We start from the raw sequence: 12312 nt of genomic DNA on the forward strand, positions 1-12312 counted from the left end.
AGCGGGTCCCATCGCGCTGCGCGCGATGCAAGCGAACCCCCGCGCTGCGCGCAGCGCTCCCGCTCCGCGTGAGCGCTGCTGACCGCTGCGCGGTCAGGTCACTCGCCTTGCTGCGCAAGGCGAGTGACGCTCCGTTCGCTGCGCTCCCGGAGCTTGGCGGCTTGCGCTGCGCTTCAGCCACCTGGTGGCGCTGCGCGCCATGGGGGCCGACCCCGCTGCGCGGGGTCGGCCAGCGGACCTTCGGTCCGGGCGGCAGTAGGGGCTGAGTGGGTCTGGTGCTTGGTCAGCGTCTGCGGTGCCAGGTGCTGCCGATTCCCGCTATGTGCAGGGCCAGGGGCGCGTCGGTACCGCTCGCCGAGACCGACGCGGTAAAGGAGCCTCGCGTGTGGTTCAGCCGGCGCAGCCGGTGACGATAGTGGGGCTTCCGAGGCAGTTGGTGGGGATGTTTCCGCTGATGGTGGCGGTGGTCGCGAAGGGAGTGCTGGTCCAGATGCCTCCGGGAGCGGTGGCGGCGCTGTTGGAGGTGACGGAGGTAGTGCTGTCCAGGGAGACGGTCCCACCGTTGTTGAACAGGCCGCCGCCCTGGGAGCCGGTGCCGCTTGCCTTGTTGGCGGTGATAGTGGCGCCGGTCGTGGTGAGGTTCGTACCGCTCGCGGCGTAGATACCGCCACCCTGCGAATACTGACCGGAAGCCAGGTTGCTCCTGACGGTGGTCGCTGTGGTGGTGCTCTGTAGGGTCAGCGAGCCATTGAGGACCGCGAGGCCGGCGCCGCGCCCCGGAGCGCCGACGATCTTGTTGCTGGCCACCGTACTGCTGTCCAGGGTGACGCTGCCCCTGCTCAGGAGTGCCGCACCGGCCGCGGGTGGGGTTTGGTTGTAGGCGAGGGTGTTGCCGCTGATGGTGGAACGCGTCACTGTCAATGGGCCGCCGCCGGAGTAGATGCCGCCGCCGCCTTCCCCGTCGGTGAGGGTGTTGTTGGTGACCGAACTGTCGGTGATCGACCCTCCTGGTCCGGTGTACACGCCACCTCCTCCACCGTCATTGGGGCCGAAACCCGTGACGCGGTTGTTGCTGATTCTGCTGTTCTGGTCGATGACGAATGTGGAGCCATCACTTCCGACACCGCCTCCGTACTCGCCCGCACGGTTGGAGGACACGACGGTCCCGTGAAGCCTGAGACTCCCCCGGCTGTAAGCGCCACCGCCCAGGCCGATTGCAAGCGACGTGGCGGTGTTGTCGTTGATGAGGCTGGCGGTGAGTTCGGCCGCCCCGCCCGCGTCCACCTCGAGTCCTCCACCGAAGGTGAGAACGCGGTTGCCCTGGATGGTGAGGTTACTGGTCGCCATGAGGCTGCCGCCGTTCTCCACACGGATCCCGCCCCCGTTGCCACCCACGCCGGTGAGGAGGCCGTTCATGACGGTGAGATCGCTGACGGTGAGGCTGCCGCCGGAGGCGATGCGCAGGATGCGGAAGGGGGTCGCGCTGGTGAGGGTGGGATCCCGCATGATGGTGGCGTGGTTGCCGTTGATGACGGTGTTGCTGGTGACCGCCGGCAGCCCGTCCACACCACTGTCAGCAGCGGTGAGGACGTAGACACAGTACGGGACCAGATCGATGGTGCCACCCGCCATGATCGCCGTTTTCAGGGCGGCGATGTCACCGCAGGTGATGGGTGCCGCGTGGGCGGGTACCGCGGCGGGGAATGCCACCGCCGCAGCCGCCAGCACGGTGGCCGCCAGCGGCCGTGACACAGCACGCGACACACGCAGACATCGGAAGGTCATCGCGGGGACTCTCATGTGTTCCTCCAGGGCCGTCTTGAGGCGAGCACTTCCCGCGGGGCCCGACAGACGTGATCGCCAGCCCTCAAGCTGAAAAAAAGGGGGGGCGCCCGGCGGATACGCAGACAAGAAGGCGTAATCGCATCGGCGCATCCGACGCTCGCGACCCACCAGACGTAGAACCGCACATCACCTAAAAAGATCAACACCAGCACCCTGCTCGGCGCACGGTGAGCCGTTGGGCGTTTACCCGTCCGAACGCGCGGCAGAGGCAAGCGGCGGGTGTGGTGCTCCCGGCTACGGTTGTGGCCGGCGGGGCCAGGACGACGCCGCCAATGCGGCCTTGAGGTGAGAAGAAGCCCCCAGGCGTTCGCTTCGCTTCAGCCTGAAGGCGGGATCCGCTGCGCTCCCCGCCTGACGGTTCTTTCGGCTGCGCCTCCAGAATCGTTGGGCCCGCTTACGTGGGGGCTGGCTGTGAAACTGGCGTGCCGGGGGCTTGGTGACGGATTATCAAGCCCCCCTCCCCCGGGTAGGGGTCAGCGCCTGCGGGGCCAGCCGGTGCCGATTCCAGCCACGTGCAGAGCCAGGGCGGTCAGCCCCAGCAGCATCACGTTTGTCGAAGAAAACGCATCGTTGGTGCTGAGGTCGGCTGCATTGATCAGAAACGACACGAAGAACAGCACCGCCGCGCCTATGCCGAGCATGGACAAGCTCCTCTCGTAGGGGTGGAACCCGTATGCCCCGCTACCGGCCAGGCAGACGTGACCCTGCAGCCTTCCCTGTGGGCAGTGCCCACAGGGAAGGCTGCAGGGTCTGCTGGCGAGGGTTCAGGCGTGGACGTGACGAGAGCTTGTTGTCTTCCTTGGTGCGGCGTGATGAGCGGGACGGCCCGCCTCAGGAGACTGGAGACGCTGCAGGGACAGGCCGGCAGTGATGAGGAAACCGGTGAACGCGACGAAGAGGAGAACAGACACCCACATCTGCCGACTCCCTGGCGCCTGCCAGCCGGTCCAGGCGGCGGACATCGCCCAGAAGAGGACACCCACAACGTAGAAGGAACGGACGCGGTGCAGCTGCCGCACGGCCCGCAGGAACATGATGCGATCAGTCTTCGGTGCCATGCGGGGCCGTGTACCCCGAGGACTCGTGAACATCAGTTCCTGTTGGCGGGTCCGCTCGGGCTCGGCCGTCTCGTGTGAAAGGTGCCCTGGCGCCCGCTCGGCATGGCTGGCTGTCATCCGATCAGAGCAGCTCTCACACCCTCACCCGTCATCTCGATCACAATGACGTCTTTCCGCATGTCCACGGGAAGGCACGCATGCGCCTCACGACTGCAGAAGAACACCCCGCTACTCGGATCGAGGACCGCCGCCCCCAGTCGTGAGGCGAGTTCCGCCACGATCGCGAATACACCGGGGCCGGAGTGCGGACGCTCCACCAAGATCCCGACTTCGTCGACGAAGATCTCGGCTTCGCTTCCATCCGCAGCCCGGACCCAGCACTGCAGTCGCCCATCGTCCATCACCGTAAGGTTCGGGTCACCGATGTCGTAGGGGCTGAGAACCGCCCGCACGACATCCATGTCCAAAGGAACGGGCGTGTCACTGCCTTCGACGAACTTGTAGATGGACGGGCTGTAGCCCACAGAAGGCCCTTTCTCTACACGCGGAATGACTTGGTGTCAGGCCGCTTCGGGTGATGACGGCAAGGCGACCAGCAACGGGATCCGGTTCATGTTCGAGGAACATCGGAGTTCTGGTGCTTCATTTTGAAGCACCAGATTGACTCTGGACTCAGATAGCATCAGAATTCAGAGAGTAGGGTCGGCCTTCGATTGCACTTGACCACTACTGGTCCGAGGCTGCGACCTCGTTACGGTGAGGTTCACCGTAGCCGACAACATGCCTCCTACGTAGAGGTTCCCCGCATTCTGCCGCGTGAAGCCACAGACGCGGCCCACAGGATAAAGGCAGATCCGAATGGCAGTGAAGGAACTCCGTCCCCATCAGCGAGAAGCCGTGGACGCTGTACTGCGCGCTCTTGAACTGTCTGCAAGATCCGTTGTGCCCCCGCGGGGGTTCCGGACTCAGGTGATCATGGCGACCGGGTCGGGCAAGAGCCTCGTCGCCGTGCGCAGCACGGAGGAACTGCGTGCGGGCCGTGTGCTGGTGCTCGTGCCTTCGCTGGACCTGCTCGCCCAGACCGAGGCCGCGTGGCGCGAGGGAGGCCGCCGGGGGCCGATGATCGGGGTGTCCTCGCTGCGGGGTGAGGAGGTGTCCTTCCCCAACACCACCGACGTGGACGAGCTGGTGGAGTGGACGCGGGGCCTGGACAAGGTGACCGTGTACGCCACGTACGCCAGCCTCGGGCTCGGCACGCTGGAACGCGCGCACCAGGCCGGCCTCCCGGGGTGGGATCTGATCGTGGTCGATGAGGCGCACCGGACGTCGGGCTCGCTGGGCAAGCCGTGGGCGGTCGTTCACGACAACACCCGCATTCCGTCCCTGCGGCGGCTGTACATGACCGCCACCCCAAGGTTGTGGCAGCTGGACGACGATCCCGAGGCCTTGCCGGGCGTGCCGGGTGAGCTGGTCGCGTCCATGGACGACGACCCGGACGGGCCGTTCGGCGCCCGCTGCTACACCCTCACGCTGTCCGAGGCGATCGACCGGGGCATCTGTGCGCCCTACCAGGTGGTGTGCGTGGACATCACCGACACGCAGCTCCAGGCCGCGCAGCTTCTGGGTGCTGAGCAGCGTTCGGATGCGGTCCGTGGGGCGCGGCTGGCTGCGCTGCAGACTGCGCTGGTGAAGGCGTCGGCGGAGGAGAACTTTAGGCGTACGCTCGTCTTCCACCACGTCGTCAAGGAGGCCGAGGCGTTCGCGGCAGGCCTCCCCCGTGTCGCCGCGCAGCTGCATGCCGCGGACCTTGAGCTGTACCCGCGCACGATCTGGGCCAACTGGCTGTGCGGAGAGCACAAGCCGGGCCACCGACGGCGTGTCCTGGGCGAGTTCTCCAGGGGCATCGCTGCTGACGGCACGGTCGTGGAGAAGACGTTCCTCGGGTCCGTTCGGGTGCTGGGCGAAGGCATCGATACATCCCACTGTGACTCGGTGTACTTCGCCGACGTCCGCGGATCCATGCCCGACCTCGTCCAGGCGGTCGGCCGGGCGCTGCGGATGCAGCCGGGCGAGGGGAAGGTGGCCAGCCTGGTCGTGCCGGTGCTGCTCGGTCCCGGCGAGACCGCCGACACCATGCTGACCTCCAAGGCGTTCGGCGGGCTGGCGAAGCTGCTGGAGGCGCTCAGGGCGCATGACGCCCGGGTCGTGGAGCAGCTCGCCGAGCAGCAGGCGCCCAGCAGAGTGAAGGGCGTGCAAAGCCGCTCCGCGGAGAGGGAAGAGGAAGGGGCTGGGAGCGACCGAAGCGACCAACGACTCTCCCTGCCCGCGCGGACACTGCTGAAGTTCTCCACGCCCCGCGACCCGGCCGCCCTCGCCGCGTTCATCAACCTGCGCGTCCTCAACCCCGAACACGAACACTGGCGGCGCGGCATCGAAGCCGCCGTCCTCTACCAGCGGCTGCACGCCGACCTGAAGGTGCCTTTCACCTACCGGGTGCCCAGCGGCGACGACCAGGCGGTGAAGGCCGAAGCGTGGCCGGCGTCGCTCGCGGGGTTTCCGCTCGGACAGTGGATCGCCGACAACCGGCGGTTCTACACCCGCGGAGACATGGACGCCGACCGCGTCCAGGAGCTGGAAAAGCTCGGCATGGTCTGGTCGCACTTCGACGTCGCCTGGCAGGAAGGCCTCGCGGCGGCACGTGGATGGGCTGGGGCGAACGGTCACCTGCTCGCGCCGCTGGACGCCACCTTCCAGGGCTACAAGGTGGGTATCTGGCTGAAGAACGCGCGGGCGGCCGCCCGCAAGGCGCAGGAGGTCGAGCAGCGTCGTGCCGAGGGGCTGCCGGTGGGGTCGTCGGCCGGGACGCTGTCCGAGGAGCGGCGCGAGCAGCTGGAGGACATCGACCCGTCCTGGTGCCCGGCCTGGCCGGTGGAATGGCAGCGCGCCTTCCACCTCGTCAGGCACCACCTCAACGCCGGCCGACCGCTGCCCGCATCACCCGGCGACGTTGTCCACCAAGGCGAGGACCTCGGGCGGTGGGTCCGCTCCGTGAGGCTCGGCTGGGACAACCTGACGACCGTGCAGCAGTGGATGTGCGAACACATCCTCGGAATCGAACCCGCCACCGAGGACGAGAAGCCCCCGCCGCGCCGTACGCAGGCCGACAAGTGGAACGCCCACCTCGCCGCCGCCCGGCAGTTCTACGAACGCGAGGCGCACCTACGAGTGCCGAGGAAGCACGTCGAACGGATCGTCGGCGGCAAGGACCAGGAAGAGCGGGAGCTCCGGCTCGGAGCATGGATCAGCAACCAGCGCAGCCGGGCCGCGACGCTGACCCCGGAGCGGGTGGAGCAGCTGTCCGCGATCGGCATGCGGTGGACGTGATGGTGGGCGTCATCGTCACCGCGGCCGCCGCGCTCGCCGTCGACTGCCTGCTCGGGCGGCTGCCTGCCCGATGATCATTGCCAGCGGACTGTACTCAGCCCGTTGCCGAGATCCGTCACCTCTGCTCCAGCAAGAACAGCCGGGACGGCGCTGAGCCGGTCCGTCCGGAACTGCACTTGGTCCGGACGCGGGCCCATCGGCAGTCGGCCGTACAGGACCAGCGCGTCATCGTCCTCGTCCGCTGTCTCGCCGCCGACATCGACGAGCAGCGCGACAGTCCTGTCCAACTCCCGCTGGATCAGACGCTGAACCGCACCGGCGGCCTGCTCACGCTCGTTCTCGGTCAACCCACCGAGCACAAAGGTGAGGATCTGGGTGTCCGGCGCCACGTACCTGACATCGCACACCACGTCCGTGTCGGCCGACAGCCAGAACTGCATGCAGAGCGGCCCGACCGACAGGCCAACAAGCTCCAGGATGCGCCCGACGGGCAGCCTCACCTGTTCCCCGCCGACGTCCAAAAGCATCCCGCAGCCGAGCGTTGGGTGCTCGACGGCCACCCCGGACTGCGCCAAGTGGTCGGTGACCGAGCGGAACCCGGACTCGTCCATCCGGCCCTCGCGGTACCAGGACAGATAGGTCTCCAACACCGCTGACACTCCTCGTCGTCATCGCCCGCCACGAGGGCGACGTGACAACTCATGATGGTGGCCACTCGCCATCAATAGGTGCTCTCCCTGATCCACACCCCTGAGCACACCAACACCCGTCGGCCAGCGGATCAGAACTCACAAAACTGAGACAGCGTCACCCCACATGCAATAACGCACCGAGACAGCAATGCCCCGCGGTTCTCTCACACCCAGGACAGTGACCCAACGCCTCGAAACCCCCACCGACCAGCAACAACACACACAGACTCCACTACCTCTCACCTCACTGCCCCAAAACCGAGAGATCGCAGGCAGCACGGCGGGCGCGGCCCGCGAAGAGGGCGCCGCGCCCGCCGCCGAGACTCCTACGCGTCGGCGTCGTCCCCACGGGCGAGCCAGGCCAGCGTGTCCTCGTTCTCCGCCGCTGTCCGGTAGGACTTCCCCACATTCAGGCGGGCGACGTCTCTGAGTGCCTTCACGCCATGCGGTGCGGGCAGGATCGCAGTGCCCATGGAGTCCTGCCACATGGTTCCCTGCACGAAGACAGAACCGTCCACAGCTGACATGACGAAGGCGGGGCAGCCGTAGGCCCAACCCGTGATCCCTACTTCACCGCCCTTGCCCATGACGTCCCAGGCGTCCAACAACTCGACGAGACCCCAGACTGCCTCTGGCGGCTCGTCCGCTCCCTCCGAAGCCACGGGTACAGGGAGGGAAAGAAGAAACCTCCGGTTCTCTGAGAACAACCCGAATTCCGTCGCCAGCTCGTACCAGTCGGCGTTTGCCTTCGCCACCCGGTCTGGAGCGTCCAGACCGACGGTCCGGTCCCGCCGCCCCTCGTCAGGATGGCGTGACGTCACCATCCCCGCGAGATAGGGAGGAATTCCGGTCGAGCGTCTCAGTCCCAGGAAACGCAGGCCGCATTCTGACATCGTGCGTTCCAGGAGCTCCCTGTCCACCACTGCTCCTTCGCTGTCTATGGGCATCGGGGAACGATGTCCATGAGCTTGTTGTAGTTGTGACCGGCGCCCTTCTGGTTCCCAAGCGGACCGACCCACTTGTACTGTCCGTTCTTCTCAAGAATGCGGTAGTCGTGGTTATTGGGATCAGGTGCGTAGATCTTCGCGCCTTCCCACCATGCCGTCTTCCTGTTGTTGCCACCTTTGTAGAAGTCCGGCGTACCGTCGGGGTTCACGCGCTGCTGCAGCGTTCCGTCGTTGATCTGTTGCAGTCCACGCAGAATGATGTTTGGCGTGGCCGGATCCCCACCGGCGTTGTGCACGAGTACCGGCGTAGCCCCCGCCAGCACATAGTACGTGTGCAGGTCGTCGACCGTCAGGTTGTACATGTCGCGATCACCTGGGCGCACGATGACGGCGGAGACATGGACGTGCTGGTTGGTGTCCGTAACGAGGGCGTGGCCTGGTTTGAGTTTGCCGGCGGGGACCCAGGCGTGGCTGGTGTCGTCCCAGAAGGGGTGGTTTGACGTGGTGTGGAGAGTTGAGGTGATGTCGTCGGATCGCCGGATGCGAAGGTCGATCAGGTCGTAGTCATGGTTGACGTGGGTGGCTGTGACGGCACGGGCACCCTTGTGCTTTCCGGTGACTGGGTCTGCGGCTTCGACCTTGTCTCCGAATTTGACCTTTTGGATGGGCTTGGACTTCTTCCCTTCCAGAAGCACTTGCGTGTCTGGCGTGAAGCTGCATTCAGACGCAACCTTGCCTCCAGGGGTTGGAGGTTCGACGCCTTCATTGGCTCCCGTGAACATTGAATTCACCGCATTGCCGAATGCGGCTCCTGCAGATACGCATTGCCCGGCGATTACGGGTACGTCAACGCATGCGGCTGCGACAGGGAGGATGCTGAAGAGGCCCACTGAGATCGTGACGGCATTTTTGTAGTCGTTGAACTGCTGAGCGGGTGTCTCATTGCTCACTGTCTCCTCGAGCGCTTCCCACTGGTGAGGGCTCTCACTACACTTACGGTGCGCGCCTCCTTCCGCTTGGCCGCCGTTTCCTTGGTGGTGTGCCGGTACGTCAGGTGCGGTGAGGACAGCCGCTGGATCTGGTCAGCCGTCGCGGCCTTGAGCACCCCGAGCACCCGCAGCGCATCGGCACGGTGCCCGGTCGACGATCCCGCCTCGTTCGCCTTGCGCTTCGCCATCAGCCCCGCCCTCCCGTCGTCCGCGGCCGGCCACCGGCCGGCCGCCGGCCCCGCCCGGCCGCAGAGGGCACCCGACGCGCCCTGAACCCGATGATCGCCTCCACCACTGACACCCCACCCCCACCTATTTCCCAGGGCTTGGTCAGTGAGAGGAGGAGAGAAGAGGGTTGTGACGCCGCGCCACAGCCCCGGAAAGGCGTGGTGGCCAGGGGAAATGCGGTCAGTGCTCGTGCCAGGCACGGAAGTGGGTACGGCAGTGGGATCGCAAGCGCCAGCGGCAGGAGACTGCGTCGGCTTGCCCAGCCGACCAGCCCTCCCGGCGCGGGGCGCGCAGCTCGCCGGTCTGCGGCGCTGCCAGGGTACGGCGGGCTCCTGTGTTCGGTCATCATCGGCGGTCTCTCCCTTGCGTCGTGGTGTCCTCCACCAGCCGCGTGACGGCCGGTGGCGCACCCGCGCGAGGGAGAGCCGCCCCGGTGGCTCGGTGGCCGCTGCATGCCCCTCCTGCGGGCGCGTGGCGGCCATCGTGAACGCCCACCCCTTGTCCGCGATCTGACGGCGGCCGGTAGCGAAGTCGGTCAAGACATCTCAGGGAACCAAGAAGTCAAGCTGCTTGCTCGGCCGGAGGTGACAGGAGCGGTGCGAAGGCATGCTGTTCATCGAAATGCTGCCGGGTCTTGAGGCAGAAATGCGGCGGGTGCGCCCTGGGTGGATGGATGGCATCGTCCCCGCACGATGCCATCCACTCTCCGGCCGGTGGGCTCCACTCGGTGGAGTGGAGCCGGGCATCGTTACGACGGTCGGTGCACACCACCGCACCGGGTGCGCACCATCGGGTCCACTCAGTGGCCGGCCTCTCGGCCGCGGTGCGGCCCTGGCTCCTGCGGGCGGTGCGCCTGTTGGTCGTCCTGGCGCACCGGGCGCACTACGTCGGCGTCGTGCTGGCCGGTGTGGCGGTCCGCGCGGACGCGGGAGTCGTCGGCCGCCTTGGTGAACGCGTCCTGGAGGTGGCGCAGCCGGTCGGCTGTGAGATCGAGGGCTTCCACGTCCGTGCGGGACTCCCGCAGGGCCCGCAGCGCCGTCATGTCGATCGCCTCCCGGTGTCCGGGCTCCTGGTCGTCGTGCTCGACTTCGGCGGCCGGGGGCGCGAGCAGCTGCTCGGGCATCGCCGCCTGCTGGTGGGCGGCGACGTCGTACGAACGGCCCCGTACGGCGGTGGTGGTGCGCAGCTTCTCCCGCACCACCACACCGGTGATGACGGCACGCTCGTGCTGAAGCGGGATGCGGGGGATCTCCCACTCCCCCGCATCCTGGCCCGAAGGCCGGGGCGCAGCCGGCTCGCCGGGATCGGCCGGGGGCTGCCGGTCCGGGCCGGGCGCGGGAGTGGGTGGGCGGGGCCGGGCGGGAAGGTCGGACAGGTCCCACCGGGCGGTGTAGAGGCGGTAGCCGGACTCGAGGCCGCGCACGGTCTTCGGCTCGCTGATGTCCAGGCAGTACGTGGAGATGGCGGCGGCCACGATCCGGTCGTCCAGGCCGGGGTCGCGTCGGCGGCCGCGAAGGACGAGGGCGAGGTGGCGGCGGGCTTCGGCGAGCAGGTGCCGGCGGTGGAAACGGCCGCCCTCGTTCATCACGAACACCGTCGCGGCGACGTCGACGGCCGCCAGGGCGACATCGACCACGGCGGCGACCCGGGCCCGGATCGCCGCAGCCGCGGCACGGGCGTACTCGAGGAGGGAATTGATGACGCCGACGGCCACCTTGGCCGTGCGGATCGCACTCTCCTTCCATTCCTCGCGCAGCTGCGCGAGCGGCCGGGTCTTCTGCTTGGGCGGGCGGGTCTTGCGGGCGGCGATCTGGTTCAGCTTGGCGCGGGCCCGCTCGGAGACCACGGGCAGGAACTTCAGCTCGCCGTTGTCTTCGACGGCGGTGACGTACTCGTGCTCCAGGTCATCGAGGCAGGCGGCGATCTGGTCGCTGCGCCGGGCGGTCCAGCGGATCAGCTCGTGCGGCACCCCGGCAATCTCCATCACAGGCCGGCGCCCCGGGGTGACGGTGCGCGGCTCGGTCGCCAGCCCCAGCGCCTCGCAGACCTCGGAGGCCACCAGCTCGTTGTAGAGCGCGGATACGGCCACGGTGTTCTCGTGCAGGGCCAGGGTGTGGATCGACCCCCACTTCCCGTCCAAGCGCTGCCCCTTCACGGACAGAAGCAGATGATCATGGAGCAAGGGCCGTCCCGAGCGCGCCTCGTAGTGGCGGAAGCGCGCGGCGACCAGACCGCCGGGCGGCCGCACCCGGTAGACGCCGTCCTTGCCGTACCGGATCACGGCGACCTCGTCCTCGATCCACTCCAGCACCCGCTCGATCGCCCGCTCGTGCGCGGCCTCGATCACCCGCCGGGTCTCGTCATCGCCCAGCGCCCACAGGAGGTAGATCGTCGGCTGCGGCCGGAAGACGAAGTCGACGCCCGTCACCACCACGCGGCGTCCGAGGGCGCCGGCCTTGTACGCCTGCTTCGGGGAGTCGCCCGCGGCGAGGCGGTCGGCCTCGATCTGGTCCGCGTATGGGTGCCGGCCCCGCTCGCCGAACAGGTTCCGCAGCTGCGCCTCGGTGACCTCCTCACCCGGCGCAAGTCCGAGCGCGCCCAGGCCGCGGCCCATCCAGCGCCCGGCTGGGACACCGGCTTGCTCCTGAGCGGCGCGCAGCGGTGTGCGGGCCGGGCGGCGACCGTCTCCGACAACGGTCTCGCGGAGATAGTAGCGGTACATCTGACCGGCCCGGATGACCCTGATATCTACTGTCATACAGACCACGCGACACGGCTCTGATCTGCAAGAAAAGGCCGATCAGCGGGACGTCCCGCCAGGCGGGCGCAGCGGCCGAACTTTCTTCCCTGGTGCCCGCCGGGCGGGAAACGGCCCCGAGCCGGAAGCGAATGTCATCGCTCTCCGGCAGCCCTCGACGACACCACCGAGCACCACCGAGCACAACGAAGCCCGTCGGCGCCGCGTAACCCTGCTGACGATGGTTCGTTGAGGTCGCTGGTGCCGCCTTACTGCCGCGACGGTGCCCGGCTGAGTGTCCGTCCGGCCCATGACCGGAGGACTGGTAGGCCCTAGATGTATTGATCACGAGCGTTGTTGACACTGGTGGGTCTTGAACATGGCGAAGACCTCCGATGTGGTGGAGCTGTCTAGGAACACACCGCACGGAGG

General features: G+C 67.5%; 9 protein-coding genes. 1 reads left to right on the forward strand and 8 read right to left on the reverse strand.

Annotated elements, in window-relative coordinates:
* Positions 1 to 390 precede the first annotated feature (390 nt).
* From ACIPK3_RS33870 to ACIPK3_RS33880, 3 genes are all read right to left on the reverse strand, one after another.
* On the reverse strand, positions 391 to 1764 hold the full coding sequence (locus ACIPK3_RS33870) for a right-handed parallel beta-helix repeat-containing protein (protein ID WP_402576030.1): 1374 nt from the start codon (positions 1762 to 1764) through the stop codon (positions 391 to 393).
* 554 nt (positions 1765 to 2318) lie between these two features.
* Positions 2319 to 2486 carry a hypothetical protein gene (locus tag ACIPK3_RS33875; RefSeq protein ID WP_402576032.1) on the reverse strand — a complete coding sequence of 56 codons (168 nt, stop codon included), beginning with the start codon at positions 2484 to 2486 and terminating at the stop codon, positions 2319 to 2321.
* A gap of 530 nt (positions 2487 to 3016) precedes the next feature.
* On the reverse strand, positions 3017 to 3427 hold the full coding sequence (locus tag ACIPK3_RS33880; protein WP_402576034.1) for a hypothetical protein: 411 nt from the start codon (positions 3425 to 3427) through the stop codon (positions 3017 to 3019).
* Positions 3428 to 3761: 334 nt separating this feature from the next.
* Between ACIPK3_RS33880 and ACIPK3_RS33885 the strand changes: the two genes are divergently transcribed.
* Positions 3762 to 6287, forward strand: a complete 2526-nt coding sequence (locus tag ACIPK3_RS33885) for a Helicase associated domain protein (protein WP_402576036.1) — start codon at positions 3762 to 3764, stop codon at positions 6285 to 6287.
* Between the two features lie 74 nt (positions 6288 to 6361).
* Here the strand turns inward: ACIPK3_RS33885 and ACIPK3_RS33890 are convergent, their stop codons facing one another.
* From ACIPK3_RS33890 to mobF, 5 genes are all read right to left on the reverse strand, one after another.
* Positions 6362 to 6937 carry a hypothetical protein gene (locus ACIPK3_RS33890; protein ID WP_402576038.1) on the reverse strand — a complete coding sequence of 192 codons (576 nt, stop codon included), beginning with the start codon at positions 6935 to 6937 and terminating at the stop codon, positions 6362 to 6364.
* Between the two features lie 368 nt (positions 6938 to 7305).
* Positions 7306 to 7926 carry a hypothetical protein gene (locus tag ACIPK3_RS33895; RefSeq protein ID WP_402576040.1) on the reverse strand — a complete coding sequence of 207 codons (621 nt, stop codon included), beginning with the start codon at positions 7924 to 7926 and terminating at the stop codon, positions 7306 to 7308.
* Positions 7917 to 8876, reverse strand: coding sequence for a polymorphic toxin-type HINT domain-containing protein (locus tag ACIPK3_RS33900; protein WP_402576042.1), 960 nt, complete (start codon positions 8874 to 8876; stop codon positions 7917 to 7919). The genes ACIPK3_RS33895 and ACIPK3_RS33900 overlap by 10 nt, the downstream gene beginning before the upstream one ends.
* Positions 8873 to 9103, reverse strand: a complete 231-nt coding sequence (locus ACIPK3_RS33905) for a hypothetical protein (RefSeq protein WP_402576044.1) — start codon at positions 9101 to 9103, stop codon at positions 8873 to 8875. The genes ACIPK3_RS33900 and ACIPK3_RS33905 overlap by 4 nt, the downstream gene beginning before the upstream one ends.
* 839 nt (positions 9104 to 9942) lie before the next feature.
* Positions 9943 to 11901 carry a MobF family relaxase gene (gene mobF / locus ACIPK3_RS33910; RefSeq protein ID WP_402576046.1) on the reverse strand — a complete coding sequence of 653 codons (1959 nt, stop codon included), beginning with the start codon at positions 11899 to 11901 and terminating at the stop codon, positions 9943 to 9945.
* Positions 11902 to 12312: the final 411 nt, after the last annotated feature.

The organism is Streptomyces sp. NPDC086787 (genome assembly GCF_044745865.1).
GTDB lineage: Bacteria > Actinomycetota > Actinomycetes > Streptomycetales > Streptomycetaceae > Streptomyces.

What these genes read in the sequence shown, in the direction of transcription:
- ACIPK3_RS33875 (WP_402576032.1), bottom strand. Translation starts at nt 2,486, where the DNA reads ATGCTCGGCATAGGCGCGGCGGTGCTGTTCTTCGTGTCGTTTCTGATC.
- ACIPK3_RS33885 (WP_402576036.1), top strand. Translation starts at nt 3,762, where the DNA reads ATGGCAGTGAAGGAACTCCGTCCCCATCAGCGAGAAGCCGTGGACGCT.
- mobF (WP_402576046.1), bottom strand. Translation starts at nt 11,901, where the DNA reads ATGACAGTAGATATCAGGGTCATCCGGGCCGGTCAGATGTACCGCTAC.
- ACIPK3_RS33905 (WP_402576044.1), bottom strand. Translation starts at nt 9,103, where the DNA reads ATGGCGAAGCGCAAGGCGAACGAGGCGGGATCGTCGACCGGGCACCGT.
- ACIPK3_RS33895 (WP_402576040.1), bottom strand. Translation starts at nt 7,926, where the DNA reads ATGCCCATAGACAGCGAAGGAGCAGTGGTGGACAGGGAGCTCCTGGAA.